This window comes from Nostoc sp. (genome assembly GCF_036917465.1).
Lineage (GTDB): Bacteria > Cyanobacteriota > Cyanobacteriia > Cyanobacteriales > Nostocaceae > Nostoc.
Genome location: NZ_JBALDL010000059.1, coordinates 64,885 through 81,155, shown reverse-complemented (window position 1 = coordinate 81,155; position 16,271 = coordinate 64,885). Strand labels below are relative to the sequence as shown.

Annotated in this window: 16 protein-coding genes and 1 pseudogene; 8 read left to right on the top strand and 9 right to left on the bottom strand. The window is 41.1% G+C overall.

The genetic code is table 11. The annotated features are described in order from the left end of the window. Window positions 1-209 precede the first annotated feature (209 nt). The 3 genes from ureC to V7K38_RS12685 are packed head-to-tail and all read right to left on the bottom strand — an operon-like array spanning window position 210 to window position 2,785. Window positions 210-1,925, bottom strand: a complete 1,716-nt coding sequence (ureC, locus tag V7K38_RS12695; RefSeq protein WP_334858219.1) for an urease subunit alpha — start codon at window positions 1,923-1,925, stop codon at window positions 210-212. 9 nt (window positions 1,926-1,934) lie between these two features. Continuing rightward, the gene (locus V7K38_RS12690) at window positions 1,935-2,471 is read right to left on the bottom strand and encodes a DUF1349 domain-containing protein (protein ID WP_334858218.1); all 537 of its coding nucleotides are present in this window, start codon (window positions 2,469-2,471) and stop codon (window positions 1,935-1,937) included. A gap of 8 nt (window positions 2,472-2,479) precedes the next feature. After that, entirely contained in the window at window positions 2,480-2,785 is a 306-nt protein-coding gene (locus tag V7K38_RS12685; RefSeq protein WP_334858216.1) for an urease subunit beta, read from the bottom strand. A 30-nt stretch (window positions 2,786-2,815) separates the two neighbouring features. Here V7K38_RS12685 and V7K38_RS12680 point away from each other — a divergent pair, with 30 nt between their 5' ends. Beyond that, on the top strand, window positions 2,816-3,016 hold the full coding sequence (locus V7K38_RS12680; protein WP_334858215.1) for a hypothetical protein: 201 nt from the start codon (window positions 2,816-2,818) through the stop codon (window positions 3,014-3,016). Between the two features lie 75 nt (window positions 3,017-3,091). Here V7K38_RS12680 and V7K38_RS12675 read toward each other — a convergent pair whose 3' ends face one another. Together V7K38_RS12675 and V7K38_RS12670 are read right to left on the bottom strand one after the other, a co-directional pair. Beyond that, complete coding sequence (locus tag V7K38_RS12675) at window positions 3,092-3,745, bottom strand: hypothetical protein (protein ID WP_334858213.1); 654 nt, start codon at window positions 3,743-3,745, stop codon at window positions 3,092-3,094. A 236-nt stretch (window positions 3,746-3,981) separates the two neighbouring features. Beyond that, on the bottom strand, window positions 3,982-5,109 hold the full coding sequence (locus V7K38_RS12670) for a succinylglutamate desuccinylase/aspartoacylase domain-containing protein (RefSeq protein WP_334858211.1): 1,128 nt from the start codon (window positions 5,107-5,109) through the stop codon (window positions 3,982-3,984). Between the two features lie 247 nt (window positions 5,110-5,356). Here V7K38_RS12670 and V7K38_RS12665 point away from each other — a divergent pair, with 247 nt between their 5' ends. Beyond that, window positions 5,357-9,043, top strand: coding sequence for a tetratricopeptide repeat protein (locus V7K38_RS12665; protein WP_334858209.1), 3,687 nt, complete (start codon window positions 5,357-5,359; stop codon window positions 9,041-9,043). Between the two features lie 60 nt (window positions 9,044-9,103). On the opposite strand, the gene V7K38_RS12660 is transcribed toward V7K38_RS12665, so the two are convergent. Continuing rightward, window positions 9,104-9,235 (bottom strand): hypothetical protein, encoded by a 132-nt coding sequence (locus V7K38_RS12660; RefSeq protein WP_334858207.1) that lies wholly within the window; start codon window positions 9,233-9,235, stop codon window positions 9,104-9,106. A 131-nt stretch (window positions 9,236-9,366) separates the two neighbouring features. Here V7K38_RS12660 and V7K38_RS12655 point away from each other — a divergent pair, with 131 nt between their 5' ends. From V7K38_RS12655 to V7K38_RS12645, 3 genes are read left to right on the top strand one after another with little or no spacing between them, the layout of a single operon-like run. Further along, window positions 9,367-9,639: a hypothetical protein gene (locus V7K38_RS12655; protein ID WP_334858206.1), complete on the top strand. Its 273-nt coding sequence runs from the start codon at window positions 9,367-9,369 to the stop codon at window positions 9,637-9,639. Continuing rightward, window positions 9,636-10,055, top strand: coding sequence for a type II toxin-antitoxin system VapC family toxin (locus V7K38_RS12650; RefSeq protein WP_334858204.1), 420 nt, complete (start codon window positions 9,636-9,638; stop codon window positions 10,053-10,055). The genes V7K38_RS12655 and V7K38_RS12650 overlap by 4 nt, the downstream gene beginning before the upstream one ends. Before the next feature lie 19 nt (window positions 10,056-10,074). Next, a complete protein-coding gene (locus V7K38_RS12645) occupies window positions 10,075-10,533 on the top strand; it encodes a hypothetical protein (RefSeq protein WP_334858203.1) in 459 nt (152 codons plus the stop codon). A gap of 34 nt (window positions 10,534-10,567) precedes the next feature. On the opposite strand, the gene V7K38_RS12640 is transcribed toward V7K38_RS12645, so the two are convergent. The 3 genes from V7K38_RS12640 to V7K38_RS12630 all read right to left on the bottom strand — a co-directional run bounded on the left by V7K38_RS12640 (window position 10,568) and on the right by V7K38_RS12630 (window position 12,703). Further along, entirely contained in the window at window positions 10,568-11,206 is a 639-nt protein-coding gene (locus tag V7K38_RS12640) for a histidine phosphatase family protein (RefSeq protein WP_334858202.1), read from the bottom strand. Between the two features lie 504 nt (window positions 11,207-11,710). After that, complete coding sequence (locus V7K38_RS12635; protein WP_069070399.1) at window positions 11,711-11,893, bottom strand: CsbD family protein; 183 nt, start codon at window positions 11,891-11,893, stop codon at window positions 11,711-11,713. Between the two features lie 357 nt (window positions 11,894-12,250). Next, a complete protein-coding gene (locus V7K38_RS12630; RefSeq protein WP_334858201.1) occupies window positions 12,251-12,703 on the bottom strand; it encodes a hypothetical protein in 453 nt (150 codons plus the stop codon). 252 nt (window positions 12,704-12,955) lie between these two features. On the opposite strand from V7K38_RS12630, the gene uvrB reads away from it, so the two are divergent. The 3 genes and pseudogenes from uvrB to V7K38_RS12615 all read left to right on the top strand — a co-directional run bounded on the left by uvrB (window position 12,956) and on the right by V7K38_RS12615 (window position 16,195). Continuing rightward, complete coding sequence (gene uvrB, locus V7K38_RS12625) at window positions 12,956-14,953, top strand: excinuclease ABC subunit UvrB (protein WP_334858199.1); 1,998 nt, start codon at window positions 12,956-12,958, stop codon at window positions 14,951-14,953. A gap of 92 nt (window positions 14,954-15,045) precedes the next feature. Then, on the top strand, window positions 15,046-15,420 hold the full coding sequence (locus V7K38_RS12620; RefSeq protein ID WP_334858198.1) for a DUF433 domain-containing protein: 375 nt from the start codon (window positions 15,046-15,048) through the stop codon (window positions 15,418-15,420). A 172-nt stretch (window positions 15,421-15,592) separates the two neighbouring features. After that, window positions 15,593-16,195: pseudogene (locus tag V7K38_RS12615) on the top strand (Uma2 family endonuclease). Window positions 16,196-16,271 lie beyond the last annotated feature (76 nt).

Sequence of the window (16,271 nt, the reverse complement as noted above, 5' to 3'; positions counted from 1 at the left end):
TATCGCCAAACAGATTGAGCATAACTTGCTATTACCAATAAGTAAATTAAAAACAGAAAATAACACAAATATTTTCTAATTTAACATTAGAAACTTTTATCCTAACAAACTGGATAAGTGAGTTTGGCACTTATACAAATCACGTCTTTAGGAGTTTCGAGAATCTCTTCTTGGTAACTTATAATTTCAGCAGATTGATTTGTGATGAATTAAAACAAAAAGTACCTCTGTGCCATTGGTAAAACTGTCGCAGGTTCACAAATCAGCAACTCACCATCTGCCCTGACTTGATATGTTTCTGGATCTACTTCTATGTGGGGTAGTGCATCATTCAGCTTCATATCCCGCTTACTCAATTGGCGTGTCCCAGAAACTGCAACTGCTGACTTTTGTAAACCTAGCTGACTAGGAATTCCCTTCTCTAAAGCTGCTTGCGAAACAAAAGTTAATGATGTGGCATGACGCGCCCCAGCAAAACTACCAAACATCGGTCGCATATACACTGGTTGCGGTGTGGGAATACTGGCGTTGGCATCGCCCATTTGCGACCATGCAATCATTCCGCCTTTAATTACTATCTCTGGTTTCACTCCAAAAAATGCCGATCGCCACAAACATAAATCTGCTAATTTTCCCTCTTCCACTGAACCCACATATTGAGCAATTCCGTGAGCGATCGCCGGGTTAATTGTATACTTAGCAACGTATCTTTTTGCCCTAAAGTTATCCGCTTTTTGCTCTACTCCTTGTGGGTTAAGAGTTCCCCGTTGCACCTTCATTTTGTGAGATGTCTGCCAGGTGCGAATTATAACTTCGCCTACCCTGCCCATTGCCTGGGAGTCGGAAGAAATCATGCTAAATGCGCCTAAGTCGTGCAAAATATCTTCGGCGGCAATAGTTTCTCTGCGGATGCGAGATTCAGCAAAAGCAACATCTTCAGCGATCGCAGGATCGAGGTGATGACATACCATCAACATATCCAGGTGTTCGTCTAAGGTGTTGAGAGTGTAAGGGCGGGTGGGATTGGTGGAAGATGGTAAAACGTTAGCTTGTCCGCAAACTTTGATGATATCTGGTGCGTGTCCGCCGCCTGCGCCTTCAGTATGGTAAGTGTGGATGACACGATTCTTAAAAGCTGCGATCGTATCTTCCACAAATCCGGCTTCATTTAGGGTATCAGTATGAATCGCTACCTGCACATCATAAATATCGGCAACACTGAGGCAAGTATCAATTGCTGCGGGTGTGGTTCCCCAGTCTTCATGAAGTTTTAACCCCATTGCACCGGCGGCTACTTGTTCTACAAGTCCTTGTGGTTGACTGGCGTTACCTTTACCCAAAAATCCTAAGTTGACAGGGAAAGCATCAGCAGCTTGCAACATTCGGTAAATATTCCAAGGGCCGGGGGTGCAGGTAGTGGCATTTGTACCTGTAGCGGGGCCAGTACCGCCGCCAATCATGGTGGTAATCCCGGAAGCGATCGCCACTTCAATCTGTTGGGGGCAAATAAAATGAATATGGGCATCAATACCGCCAGCAGTGAGAATCATTCCTTCACCAGCTAAGGCTTCGGTTCCGGGGCCGATAATAATATCTACATTGTCCTGAATATAAGGATTTCCGGCTTTACCAATTTTAAAAATCTTGCCATCTTTAATGCCGATATCCGCTTTGACAATACCCCACCAATCGAGAATTAAGGCATTAGTAATGACTAAATCTACAGCACCATCGGCGTTAGAAATGGGGGATTGTCCCATCCCATCGCGGATAACTTTACCGCCGCCAAACTTCACTTCATCGCCGTAGGTGGTGAAATCTTGTTCAACTTCAATAAATAATTCTGTGTCTGCAAGTCGGATGCGATCGCCTACTGTTGGGCCGTAGGTTTCGGCGTAGGCGCGGCGATCCATTCTGTAACTCATAACTACTCCTCACAAACTGCGAATTTGGAATTTTTCAAACCTCATCTGAAAACCATTTCCTTCAGGTGAGGCACACATCACACCGACACTTAATGTTTCCACTGGAGTCAAATAAGCAAGCCGCAGCATTGTGTACTCAGTTCCATTTAAAGAGTATTCAACTTCTATTGCTGTGCCGCGTCGAGTTACACGTACCCAAATTGTAGATGGATTTTGGAGTACTGGAATAACAGACCAATCTGAGAAATTGCGTGTCACTACTGCGCTAATTTGTTGTACGCCGTTGACAAATTCAATACCACATTTTAACCAATTCAATTCATCTGAACGTATCATCAAGCCTGCTTGATCGTATAAATCCTGATACTGTCCACTGACTTTAACTTCTGCAATAAAGTCACCTTGAATCTTTTGATAAAAAAAGTGGCCATTATCTCTAATAAAACCGTAGTGAGTTTCCCGCCAAAAATCCGTTTTTCCGCCAGAAGTGATAGCGATCGCTTCATCTTTTACTTCCCAAACAGGCGGTTCATTGTACCATTCCATTTTCATATCTATAGAGAACCGTTAATTTTGGCGTTGAAGCCGTAGACTTGGCGAGTACCAACTAAAATAACTAATACGACTTCTTTTTCATCCCCTGGTTCAAATCTAACTGCGGTTCCTGCGGGGATATCGAGGCGCATTCCTCGCGCTTGTTCTCTGTCAAAGTTTAAGGCGGTGTTCACTTCATAAAAGTGATAGTGGGAACCGATTTGTATGGGGCGATCGCCTGTATTTGAAACTTGCAATTTTACAGTTTGACGACCAACATTTAATTCAATTACACCAACAGGTGTAATTATTTCTCCTGGTATCATGTTCAATCAATCCAATATTTAATTTAAATTATGTATGATTTACGCACATTCTACGAATTATTATCTGCAAGACGCTGCGGTTGGCGTTCTTGGCATCATGGCGGTATGCCTCCGGCTAGGGTGTTGACTCTGAACCCTTTACCCTATAAGACTTCATGCAAAAAATGTGTCGCCTGTTTTTGTTGCAAAGCGGCTGTTCCAGCCGCTTTGCAACAAAGAAAAGTAGCATAAATAATTTTCTCTGAAATTGACTCAAAACACCCAAAGTCAACAGCCTAGCCTCCGGCACGCTATGCGAATGATGAATTACGCTTTGTTGGCGATTTTTGTGTAAGTCCTGTTAAGTTTTAAAAAGTTTGCTTGTTGACCCTTAAGATATGTAAAAGTTTCAATAATGTCATTTTCAAATTTGAATGGGAAGCTAAATTTGGATTTCCACGAATATTCAATTTGCTGTTCTTGCCACCGCAGATGTTCTATTTTCCAGGAATTATGGTAATCCAAGAAATCTAGATAACTGTCTGGCATTATTTCACCTTTAATTAAGTGTGTTTTTGCCATCAAAAGCTCTTTAATTTTTTCATGGCGAGGAAAAGCATCTTTTTCTATCCAAAAAATCCAGAGTTTAATTTCTTCTTCATCTCGTAAAGGAAAAATTATATGAGCATTTTTTTCACCTACTTTCAAAGAATCAAAAATATGCTTTTTACCACGCATTTCTATTAATTTTTCTGCTAAATCTGTATAGGTACGTCTACCTTCCCAAATCAGAAAAGCAAGTGGACCATATAGTTCTTCTAGCTGCTGTCCAGTATATTTTAATGATGCACTTGTCTGCTGATTTTCTCTGTCTCTATTGCCAGACATAATGTGATTAACTATTCCAGCTACAACAGCAAAGGCAGTAGTTATAGCAGTAGTTATAATGGTTGCTGTAAAGCCAGTATTTCCTGTATTCATTGCCTTTAGCCTTGACTATATTTAAGTACCAAATTTTTCCTTATGTCTAAATTTTATACCTATTATTAATCAATGTCTATCAAATAGCTTCGTCTTGAAATTGGCGTTTAGACTAAAACTGCTAAAATACAGAGTTTTTCAGGTAAGTGAAGTACAAAAGAAACAAGCCTCAAAATCAGCTTAAGCCTTCGACTAAAGCAGGTAAGCTTCTAATCGCTAAATATATTTACTATCTCCTAACTCACAATTCCCAATACAAACTCGCCTTCATTCACAGCCTGATTCGTTGCGACATCATAAACTAATCCATCTTGTTGAGCGCAGACATGAATTACACTTGGTAACTTACCTTCTTTGTTAAAACTGAAAATTTCATACAGCTTATCTCCAGCTTTTACTGAACTACCTAATTCAATTCGGGATTGAATCATCCCACCGGCGATCGCATAATATTTTTTCCGCTTGCTGCTAGATGTAAAAGTCATCTCATGGGTTTTTGTGTCATCTGATAAATTAGAAACTTGTAATACACCTTTCTGCACTAAATAGTTTTTCACACCCCGTAAACCTTTAGCCACTGAATCAGGGTTCATTTGCATTCCTGACCCTAATTCTAGTGTCCAAGCTTCCACATCAAACTTGATATCTCTACCCAACTCTTTAAAACAAGCTTCCAGTGCTAACCAAGGTTTGATAAAAGCTTCATCAAAAGCATCACCATCATATTTATCAAGCAATATTCCAAAATCAAACCCGAAGTATTTTGCACTGTCGTCTCGATTTCGGAAGTAATAAAGGTAATCTAAAGCTTGGTTTGTAGAAGTATGTAAATCAATTAGGTAATCTGCATCTAAACTTATATTTTGCAGTTTATAGCCAAAAAGCTCTGTGTAGGGTACACCACTAGGAGAATTAATTTTTCCTAATATTTTTGCAAATTGTTGCTGAATTATAGTTAGATAATTTTGTCGAACGACCTTTGGATCAATATTAAGTTGAGATTTAGTAAAAACTATTAAATTATCAGCTTCTTTCTCATAGTCCCAAAATATCCGATTCCAGTTTTTGGCTTCGTAAAGGCAATATCGTCCAGGTGAAAAATGATGAGCGCGTTCATTTGTCCCCATTGGATTACAAACGGGAACTAGCCAAATTTCTCCAGCCAAATCTGTATCATTTATTGTTAATAAAAACTCAATTAGCTGGTGAATTACGGCATTACCAGCAATTTCTGCACCGTGCAGATTAGATTGAATGTAAACCTTTTTACCAGGTTGAGCGCCGATAAATTTGTATAGTTGTAAGTATAGGCGATCGCCCGAAGCCATTTGACGTAAAGGAATAGTCTCAATAACTGGCAGCATAAAATAATTCGCTGATAATTTGAGTATATTATCCCTGTATCTGTACTGAATTCAAACTCAATCTGCCTCTAAGTGTCTCTGCAATAAGATCCCCCCGCCTACGGCAACCCCCTTAAAAAGGGGGTAAAAGAGGCTTATAAGCCCCCCTTTTTAAGGGGGGTTGGGGGGATCTTCAAGGAATAACGCCTCTGCGTGAATTCCTCAAATTAAGCTAGCATCAAATAACCCAGTAACCAGCACAGCAGCAATGGCAACAAATTGGTTGCGAATCACACATCAAAGCGAAACAATCCAACTTTCTTGGCAACGCGGATATGAAAATCCTCGTCTAGCCCCAGCAGTGTCCTTTCAACAACCCTTCGATGAAGAAAACGCGGCTGAATTGCGCTGGTATTTAGAAGATTATTTAAAATTTCCTTACGGTATATTTCCTGATAACGCTGCAAAAATCGAACAAAAATTACAGCACTGGGGACAACATTTATTTGAGCTAGTATTTCGCAGCACAGAGAAAGGAAGAGAGTTTTTTCAAGAAGCCACACGGGAAGGACTCGATAAATGTGAACTGGGCATCATTTCCGATAACGCCAACGTGCTGAATTTACCTTGGGAATTGCTGTATTCCCCCGACGATCAATTTCTTGCACCTTCACTAGCGGGAATGTATCGCAGTCTCAGCACTCAGGGCGTAAAAGCACCATTGCCACCAATGCCCGATGATCAACTAAATATTTTATTAGTCATTGCCCGCCCTTATGACGAACAAGACGTAAATTTTAAAACTATTGCCCGTCCTTTGCTGGCGGCGTTGCAACCAATACGTCAGCGAGTCAACTTGAAAGTATTGCGTCCCCCTAGCTTGAAGGCGTTTGAAGCAGAACTCCAGGCAAATAAAGGTTTTTACCATATCGTCCATTTTGATGGACATGGAAATTTTGACAGCGAAACTCAAGGAGTTTTAATCTTTGAGGATGAACAGGGAAATGAGCAAGCTGTCAGCGCTAGAGAAATTGCCCAATATTTGACAGATTGTCGCGTGCCGATTTTTGTACTCAATGCTTGCAAGTCTGGACAAGTTGGCGAAGAAGCTTTTTCTTCTGTGGCGGGACAGTTGGTGAAATTGGGGGCAAAGGGTGTAGTAGCGATGGCGTATTCAGTTTACGCCAAGGGTGCAGAACACTTTGTTGGGCGCTTGTATGGGGAATTAGTCAGGGGAGAGTGTATCGCCACAGCTGTTGCAGCTGGGCGCAAGTCCATGTCTATTGACAAAATGCGCCCCAGTCCGAAAGGAAATTTACCTTTACAAGATTGGCTTGTGCCGGTGCTTTATCAGCAGGAACCCTATACGCCTTTTGTTCCTAAAAAGACGGCATCCAGTTTTGCTGATTTGATGGCGCAAGCGGATAACACCCCAGAAAGTAGCAAAGCTGTAGGTTTACCCGATGAAAGCGCTTATGGTTTTATTGGGCGAGATTATGAGATTTTGCGTTTAGAGAGAGCATTTCGGCAAAATCATCTGGTTTTGGTGCAGGGAATGGGCGGTGTCGGTAAAACTGAGTTAGTCGCAGGTTTCGCCCGGTGGTTGGATGATACCCAAGGACGCGAATATACTTTTTTCACCTCCTTTGAACAGGGTGCGGGGTTGAGTCAGGTAATTAACCAAATTGGTAGGGCGTTGGGCGGTGAGAAATTTTCCCAAATGATGCCAGAACAGCAAGACACTGTAGTGCGGGAATATCTGCAAACTCATTCTTGTTTGTTGATTTGGGATAACTTTGAACCTGTCAACGGTTTCCCTACGGGGAATGAACCATTATTGAGTGGGGAAGAGAGAAATAAGCTGAAGCGGTTTCTTAAGGAATTGCGGGGTGGTAAATCTTGGGTATTAATTACCAGTCGCCGCGAAGAACCTTGGTTAGATTGTGGGTATAGTTTAATCAATTTGCGGGGGTTGTCTCAAGCAGATGCCCAAGAGTTAGCCGCGAAGATTCTGCAAACGGTGGGTGTGGAGAGAAAGAACCTGCCAGCAGAGTATTTGGAGTTGCTGAAATTGTTGGGGGGACATCCGTTGTCTTTGCGGGTGGTGTTACCGCATTTAAAGATGCAGACACCCGTGCAGTTAATTGAGGCGCTGCGGCGGGGGTTGGATACTTTTAGGGGACAAGAGGAAGAAGGGAGAGAAAAATCTCTTACTGTATCGTTGGATTATTCCTTTGCTAAGTTGTCGGAACGTACACGCCAACATTTACCATTTTTGGGGCTGTTTTGCGATCGGGTTAATGCACATTGGCTGTATAGTTTTTCAGGAAGTTATGATAATAGCTATGGACAAGCTTATCAAGCGGTGTTTGGGGAGAACTTGCAAAAACCAGATTGGATGAGAATTCTCAATGAAGCCGCCGCCGCAGGTGTTTTGGAATATTTGGGTGAGACTATCTACAAGATTCACCCTGCACTACCTTGGTATTTGCGTCAGCAGTTAAACACAATTACTTCCCAGGAGGTGATTAACGAACTCGAAAAAAAGTTGCTGATTTTCTACGCTTATTTGGCGGATAAATACGATAAAGAACTCATCAGCAATGCAGAACTGGCAACTTTTGTGCTGCGAGTCGAAGAACCAAATCTGTTGCAAAACTTACGCTTTGCAGAACAACGACAGGAATGGGCTTATGCACAATCGATTCTGCAAGCCTTGGGAGAAGTGTATCAGCGTATAGGGCGTAAACCCGAATTTAAGTCACTGCGACAACGGGCGCTGAACCAAATTGGTATGCACTTGGCAGATACAAAAGCAAAGGGTAAAGGTGCTGTTAATTTTTGGATATATTTGCAGATTAACGAAGCTAATGAGGCAGTGCTAAATGCTAATTTGGCAGGTGCAAAGAAAATTTATCAAGAAATTCTCTATGAATTAATCGCTTTAAATGACCCCTCAGTTAATAACATAATTGCTGATGTTTATCATAATCTAGGTATGGTAGGCGAAAAGCAGAGGCAGTTTGATGTGGCTATTGATTACTACCTCAAGGCGCTGAAGATATTTGAAGATGCCGGGAATTTGTACTCTACTGCTAGAGAATATAACCGTCTGGGCATTGTCGCTTCTGAGCAACGGCAGTTTGATGTGGCTGTTGATTACTACAACAAAGCGCTGAAGATATTTGAAGATGCCGAGGATTTGTATTCTGCTGCGGGTGAGTATCAGAATCTGGGCAATGTCGCTTCTGAGCAACGGCAGTTTGATGTGGCTGTTGATTACTACAACAAGGCGCTGAAGATATTTGAAGATGCTGGGGATTTGCAATCGGCTGCGGGTAACTATCTCCATCTGGGCAATGTCGCTTCTGAGCAACGGCAGTTTGATGTGGCTGTTGATTACTACAACAAGGCGCTGAAGATATATGAAGATGCTGGGGATTTGTACAGTGCTGCTAGTGTCTATCACCAACTGGGCAATGTAGCCGAAGAGCAACGGCAGTTTGATGTGGCTGTTGATTACTACAACAAAGCGCTGAAGATACATGAAGATGCTGGGGATTTGTACAGTGCTGCTAGGGAATATAACCGTCTGGGCACGGTAGCCGAAGAGCAACGGCAGTTTGATGTGGCAATTAACTATTATCAAAAAACCTGGGAGATTTATGAAGAATTCCGCGATTGGTATTGGGCTTCAGCAACATTGGGTGAGTGGGGAAGGGTTTTAGAAGCTCAAGAAAATTACGCTCAGGCTTTGCCAATTTACATTCGTGCTTTAGGCATTGACTTAGAGCATAATCAAGATTGGATTGGTTCAGATATCAATGATTTAGCCCGGATGCTCCAGCAGTTAGGAGAAAGCCAGTTTCAAGTTATTTGGCGCGAGGCGACGGGTGAAGAGTGCGCTGGAGAGGTACGCGAGGCAATTTGGGCAGTGCGGGATGAGCCAGGTTGATTCAGATACCCGACTTCTTGAAGAAGTCGGGTATCTCGCAGCTTTTCAAATAAGTTTTGTTTAAGTGTTGTTAGCGATCGCATAAGCGTTTGCCACAAAAATGCTCATTTTCATTAACAAAATGATCGTTTTCATAGACAAAATGCTCATTTTCATTAACAAAGCGATCGTTTTCATAAACAAAATGCTCATTTTCATTAACAAAATGATCGTTTTCATTAACAAAGCGATCGTTTTGACCACTACAAGCTAGTCATTTGGAAGTGCGATCGCAATATTGATAGCAGCAGTGTTCTATCCTAGAAACAAAAAGGGGCAAAAGTATGCAAGCCTACAAGCTCAACGCCACAATTGATGAATCAGGTCATTTAATTATTGACGAACCTCTGAATATTGCTCCTGGAAAGGTGGAAGTGATTATTTTGCAGCCAGTTCCATCTTCGGAAACTTCTACTGAGTCACAGCCAGAAAAGCCGAGAAGAAAGTCTAAAGTCAAAGCATTTGAAGGTTTATTTGAAAATGCCCCACCCACACCACCAGACTTTGACCCAGACCAAGCCAGATGGGAAGCTTTAAAGGAGAAACATAATCTGTGAAAATCTTGTTAGACACCAACATCATTGTAGATGATGCCCTTGAACGTGAACCTTTCCTAGACACAAGCGAACAAGTGTTGATACTAGTTGAGCAAGGAGAGGTAGAAGGTTATATTTCCGCCTCAACTTTTAGTGATTTGTATTACATTATCCGTAGGGCAAGAGGTCGAGAGTGGACACTTACTTATTTAAGGCAGTTGGTCAACTTCTGCCGTGTCGCCACTGTAGACAGTGCCACAATCAACATGGCATTAACCGTTAACTTTAGAGATTTTGAAGACGCTATTCAATACAGCACTGCGGCACTCAATCATTTAGATGCTATTATTACTCGCAATCCTAGAGATTTTCCAGTTGCTACTCCCAGAATTATTACACCTGAAGAGTTGATTCAGGAACTAACAAATACTCAATAAATAATTAAGTCAAATATATATGAATGCCCAATTAACCCCTGTCGAAATCCAAGAATTTCAGCAACTTCTCGCAAACGACACCCCAGCGCAACAAGCGCTTACTACCCTGCAACAACACAACGGCAATCTAGAAGCCAGTTTTGATGCACTTTGGCAAGAGAAAGTCGGCAAAACAGATTACAGCCAGGGTAAAAAATCTCTCTTGCAACTCACCCTCAATGAAATTCGCGCGGAAATCTGTGGTGATGATGGTTTACGGGGCAAAATTAAAGAATACACCAATAACCCTGGTAGTTCTTCTCTGCTCAATAGTATCATTGGTTCACTGGTGATTGTTGCTGCTGCACATGGAATACCGATTGATGGTGCGATCGCCACAATTGTCGTATTATATATTATCAAAATTGGAATAAATGTTTTCTGCAAATACACTGAACCAGATAGCAAAGCAGAGCAAGGTAAAAATAATAATTCCTAACTCCTGTACAGACAAAGATTTTTCGCGTCTCCCCTCACGTCCCCGGTAAATTTCGCAACCGCTCATCCAAATGACTGCGGTCTGCCAAAACCTTTACCAATGGCCCATGTGAAGAAAATTCTACAATACTGAGCGAAGCGACAGGGCATCCCAAACGAAAACGGAAGCGTCCCACATCAATCCCCAAAAAACTACACAGAAGAATTCTAATAGTTGCTTTGTGTGAAACAACTAAAACATTGCCGCTAGTGTAATTTTGCTTGATTTCTTCAATTACCTGCAAGGCGCGAGAAGCAATTGTAACTGCCATTTCTCCACCACTTGGAGCATTCCAAGCCGGATCTGCTGACCAACGAATATAATCATCGTGATATTCACGACTAATTACTTCTGGGGTTTTTCCTTCCCACTTACCATAGTTGATTTCTTTTAAACCATCTCTGAGTTGTGGTTCTATCTTTAGAGCTTCACACAAAGGTTTTGCTGTCAAGACAGTTCGCCGCATTGGACTACAAAATATTGTTGTCCAATCCATAGAACTATATGCGTCAGCAAAAGCCTTTGCCATAGCCAAGCCTTCTGGGGTAAGTTCTGAGTCTATGGAACCGCAAAAGGAATTATTGCGACTGCATTCTGTCTGTCCGTGACGGAGGAAATAAAGAGTTAGGCTCACAATATATTGTCATCAATTGTAAATTTAAGGGCGCTAACAATCAGATGTAGCTGAACATAGTTAATGCCTGTGGTATATTACTACAATTTTCTGATATTTTGAATAATTTTCAGGGTAATGCATCGGCAGTTAGTCCCATCGGAGGCATTGCCATTAAGCGATCGCAATTTGGCTCATTTTGATAAGCAAAAAATAAAGGTGGGTAATACCCACCTAATCTCTTACTCATCCTCCAAACTTAAAATTATTTATTTGTATTTATAAAATTAAAATTCATTAATATTATTCCTCTGATTTTAGAAATTGATTATTTAATGTAGAGACGTAATAAATTACGTCTCTACATGAGTTTTGTCAATTTCACCTCAACCTTTATCTTTCCATGCTTGCTTAGAACATCAAAAAGGTTTATGGCATTGAATTTTGAACAATTCATAATTTTTTGCAAAAATGGAATCCACCCCATTTACATCCCTAAAGTTTCTGCAAAAAAATTATGGATTGTTAGTCAATGTTTTTCTTTACATTGTCTTTCACGTCTTCAATTCCATGACGTACTTCGCTTTCAGCTTGCTTTGCTTTACCTTTAGCTTTATCTTCTGGATCTCCAGTGATATTGCCTAATGCTTCTTGGGCTTTACCTTCAACATTTTTAGCAGCTGCCTTTGCGCGATCTTCTATACTCATTTTGTTCTCCTGATTTAATAAAAAACTTGTTTCAAAGCTATATACTAACTTTGAAATCTTTTTTGTGATTACTTTTACAGAGTAACTTAAAGTTTTTGCTAAAGCCTTCCACCACAAGACATATTAGACAATTCGCAATTCGTAATTCGTAATTCGTAATTCGTAATTATGAAAGCTAATTATAGTAAGGATTCTGGCTGTTGGCTGAATCCAAAATTAAGTAATAATAGTTTAGTTACCTATGCTAAAAGACATAGAAAAAGTGCAAATATTGTAATTTCTACTTTTGACTTTTTAACTAAAAAACCCAGTTTCTCTAAGAAACTGGGTTAATAAATTTATGGGGATGTTTTTTGTCTAATCTAGAAAACCCATCAGGCTTTCAGAATTGTCAACTTCATTTGATGCTATAGGACGATTACCAAATGTTGAATAACTTTCAGAAATTATCAATGCACTTGAGGCAATTGGACGAATCCCAGAGAGGTTGATACTTTCAACAACTTGGAATGTATTAGCACCAATTGGACGAATACCCATTGAGTTATAGGTTTCAACTACTTCCAAGGTACTGGTGCTAACGGGACGCACCCCAGCAATTGAGAGATGTTCAGCAACTTCTAAGTCGCTAGCGCCTATGGGACGAATTCCAGAAATAGCAAGAGTCCCAGAAGCTCCCACTGGCAGTTCAGTACCTTCCTCGACTTTATCTGCATTCAAGCTCTGGTCTTGTTGATTTTCAACTTCCTCTGTAGACTTGGCATACTTTTGCCGAGAACTGGTTGCTTTACCAGTGTTGCTAATAGTCATAAACGAAGACCTCTGGTTTGTTAATTGAATTTTACAATAATTAAGGAAAGATGAAATTTTTTCCCATATACATTAGAGTTTAACCTTAAAAAACCTCATATAGATATAAGAATCTTTAAAACTGATACATAAGTAAATTTTAATTAATAAGTTTTGTAAAAAAATATTACCATTTCTTTAGTTAATCAGCCAGCTAGAATAGATACAGGGCGAAATAGTCACCATGAGATAGGGTATTTTCAACAAAACTGTATGACAGAATTTTGTCTTCAAGCTCCCTTTAGTCCCACAGGCGATCAACCACAAGCGATCGCACAACTAACTGCTAGTATCCAATCAGGCAACCGTTACCAAACTTTACTAGGAGCCACTGGAACTGGTAAGACATTTTCGGTAGCAGCAGTTATTGAGAAAATTGGCAAGCCTACTTTAGTTCTGGCGCATAACAAAACCCTCGCTGCACAGCTTTGTAATGAGTTGCGAGATTTCTTTCCCAACAACGCAGTCGAGTACTTTGTTAGCTACTACGATTACTATCAGCCAGAAGCCTATATTCCCGTTACCGATACTTATATTGAAAAAACGGCGGCGATTAATGATGAAATAGATATGTTACGGCATTCAGCGACGCGATCGCTGTTTGAACGCCGTGATGTCATTGTTGTTGCTTCCATCAGTTGCATCTACGGTTTAGGAATGCCGGCAGAATATCTCAAAGCTGCCATCCCTCTTCAGATAGGTATGGAAGTAAATCAACGCCAAATTTTACGAGATTTGGCAAACGTTCAATATAGCCGCAACGACATCGAAATGGGTCGGGGAAAATTTCGCGTCCGAGGTGATGTCTTAGAAATTGGCCCAGCTTATGAAGACCGGATTATTCGCGTAGAATTCTTTGGTGATGAAATTGACGCGATTCGCTACATTGACCCGGTGACAGGGGAAATTCTCAAAAGTTTGGAAGCGGTGAATGTCTATCCCGCGCGTCACTTTGTCACCCCAGAAGAACGATTAGAAGTAGCTTGTAATGACATTGCAGCCGAGTTAAAACAGCAAAAACTAGATTTAGAACAAGCTGGGAAACTATTAGAAGCACAACGCATAGATCAACGGACACGCTATGATTTGGAGATGCTGCGCGAGGTAGGTTACTGCAACGGCGTTGAGAACTATTCCCGTCATTTAGCAGGAAGACAAGCTGGAGAATCACCAGAATGTTTAATTGATTATTTTCCCAAAGATTGGCTACTAGTTATCGATGAATCTCATGTTAGCGTACCACAAATTCGTGGGATGTATAACGGCGATCAAGCGAGAAAAAAAGTTTTAATTGAACATGGATTTCGTCTTCCTAGCGCTGCTGATAACCGTCCTTTGAAAGCAGAGGAATTTTGGCAAAAGGTGAATCAGTGTATTTTTGTTTCCGCAACTCCCGGAAATTGGGAAATAGAAGTTTCTGAAGACCATGTAATTGAGCAAGTGATTCGACCAACTGGGGTGGTCGATCCAGAAATTTCTGTGCGTCCCACAGAAGGACAAATTGATGATTTGTTGGGAGAAATTAAAGATAGAGCCGATCGCCATGAACGAGTGTTAATTACCACATTAACTAAGCGGATGGCGGAAGATTTAACTGAGTATTTGCAAGACCACGGTATAAGGGTAAGGTATTTACATTCTGAGATTAATTCTATTGAGCGCATTGAGATTCTGCAAAATTTACGCGATGGTATATTTGATGTATTGGTTGGTGTGAATTTGCTGCGGGAAGGGTTGGATTTACCCGAAGTTTCATTAGTAGCAATTATGGATGCAGATAAAGAAGGTTTCTTGCGAACCGAGCGTTCCTTAATTCAAACTATTGGTAGAGCCGCGCGTCACGTCCAAGGACAAGCGATTTTATATGCCGATAATATGACAGGTAGCATGATTAAAGCCATTGATGAAACAGACAGGCGGCGTGGGATTCAAACGGCACATAATCGACTGCATGGAATTACACCACAACCAATTGTCAAAAAATCAAGTAATGCGATTTTGGCTTTTTTAGATGTATCTCGACGGTTAAATGCAACTGACTTGAAAGTTGTAGATGAACATATAGATGAACTGCCATTAGAACAGATTCCAGGGTTGATTACTCTGTTAGAAGCGCAGATGAAAGAGGCGGCGAAAAAACTGGAATTTGAAGAGGCGGGTAAATTGCGCGATCGCATTAAACATCTGCGGGATAAAATGCTAGGACGCTAACGTGAATCTTATGCTTTTAAGCATATAAAGGTTATTACGTCAATAGATAGTTTACAAGATATTATAAATGTAGATTCTAAGAGGGGATGGACATGACTCTAGGAGCAAATAAGAAGTCATCCATTATTCGTACAGAGCGAGGACTAGCGATCGCAGGCACACGTATCACCCTCTACGACGTGATGGACTATATGACGGCTGAATATCCGCCTCAGTTTATCCAAGGATTATTTGATCTAACAGAGGAACAAATTAACGCTGCTTTGGCTTACATTGAGACTAATCGCGTAGAGGTAGAAGCGGAGTATCAGCAAATTCTCAAAGAAGCCGAAGAACTCCAGCAATACTACCAAGAGCAAAATCGTGAGCTAGTTGCCCGAATTGCAGCACAACCGCCCAAACCTGGAACTGAAGCCGCGTGGGAAAAACTTCGGGCAGTTAAGGCAAAGCGCGAATCTAAGATATGATTTTTTTGATCGATCACAATCTCAAAGGTCATACGCTAATTTTCTTTGGTGCGATCGCATTAAACACCTGCGAAATAAAATGCTAGCACGTTAGTGCTTGGTCAAGGTAGGAATCAAGATAACACCCTTTTTTAGCTATCCTAAAAAAGTAAATCATTAAGAGATCGCGCCAATGGTTGCTTTACCCGACAACATTTTGATGAGTGCAGAAGAATATCTAGTTTGGGAAGCCACCCAAGAGGAACGCTACGAGTATTGGGATGGCGAAGTTGTGATGATAAGTGGTGTGACACGCAACCATAATCGGATTTATGCAAATTTCTTTAAGCTCCTAGACGATGCCCTAGCCCATCGCTCCTGTGAGGTATAGATTGTAGATGTGAAGGTGCAGGTAGAACCGGGGCGAAAGTATTTTTATCCAGATGTGGTGGTGACTTGCGACGATCGCGATACCGATCAACAATTGGTACAATTTCCCTGCTTAATTATCGAAGTGCTATCACCTTCAAGAGAAGCAGCCGATAGAGGGAAAAAGTTTGCCAAATATCGCCAATCTCCAACCTTGCAAGAATATGTTTTAGTACAAGTAGCTCAACCGGGTGTGGAAGTGTTTCGGCGCAATGAGCAGGGAAAATGGGTGTTGTCGGAGTATAGTTTGGGCGATATATTGCGACTAGAATCGGTGGGTGTAGAAATAGCGATGTCTACGACGGGCTATGCCTACGCCCATTTGTACCGACAAGTGCAATTTGAAACTGAAGCCACTGAAAATTGAATAGATGATAGATTAAAATTCCATAGAGTTGCTGCAACAGATCTAGCCGAATAATGGCTGCGAGGTTTGTGATGGG

Excerpts from the sequence above, each read along its gene's own strand:
- ureC (WP_334858219.1), bottom strand. The coding sequence starts at position 1,925 with ATGAGTTACAGAATGGATCGCCGCGCCTACGCCGAAACCTACGGCCCA.
- V7K38_RS12690 (WP_334858218.1), bottom strand. The coding sequence starts at position 2,471 with ATGGAATGGTACAATGAACCGCCTGTTTGGGAAGTAAAAGATGAAGCG.
- V7K38_RS12685 (WP_334858216.1), bottom strand. The coding sequence starts at position 2,785 with ATGATACCAGGAGAAATAATTACACCTGTTGGTGTAATTGAATTAAAT.
- V7K38_RS12680 (WP_334858215.1), top strand. The coding sequence starts at position 2,816 with ATGTATGATTTACGCACATTCTACGAATTATTATCTGCAAGACGCTGC.
- V7K38_RS12675 (WP_334858213.1), bottom strand. The coding sequence starts at position 3,745 with ATGAATACAGGAAATACTGGCTTTACAGCAACCATTATAACTACTGCT.
- V7K38_RS12670 (WP_334858211.1), bottom strand. The coding sequence starts at position 5,109 with ATGCTGCCAGTTATTGAGACTATTCCTTTACGTCAAATGGCTTCGGGC.
- V7K38_RS12665 (WP_334858209.1), top strand. The coding sequence starts at position 5,357 with ATGGCAACAAATTGGTTGCGAATCACACATCAAAGCGAAACAATCCAA.
- V7K38_RS12660 (WP_334858207.1), bottom strand. The coding sequence starts at position 9,235 with ATGAGCATTTTGTTTATGAAAACGATCGCTTTGTTAATGAAAATGAGC.
- V7K38_RS12655 (WP_334858206.1), top strand. The coding sequence starts at position 9,367 with ATGCAAGCCTACAAGCTCAACGCCACAATTGATGAATCAGGTCATTTA.
- V7K38_RS12645 (WP_334858203.1), top strand. The coding sequence starts at position 10,075 with ATGAATGCCCAATTAACCCCTGTCGAAATCCAAGAATTTCAGCAACTT.
- V7K38_RS12635 (WP_069070399.1), bottom strand. The coding sequence starts at position 11,893 with ATGAGTATAGAAGATCGCGCAAAGGCAGCTGCTAAAAATGTTGAAGGT.
- V7K38_RS12630 (WP_334858201.1), bottom strand. The coding sequence starts at position 12,703 with ATGACTATTAGCAACACTGGTAAAGCAACCAGTTCTCGGCAAAAGTAT.
- uvrB (WP_334858199.1), top strand. The coding sequence starts at position 12,956 with ATGACAGAATTTTGTCTTCAAGCTCCCTTTAGTCCCACAGGCGATCAA.
- V7K38_RS12620 (WP_334858198.1), top strand. The coding sequence starts at position 15,046 with ATGACTCTAGGAGCAAATAAGAAGTCATCCATTATTCGTACAGAGCGA.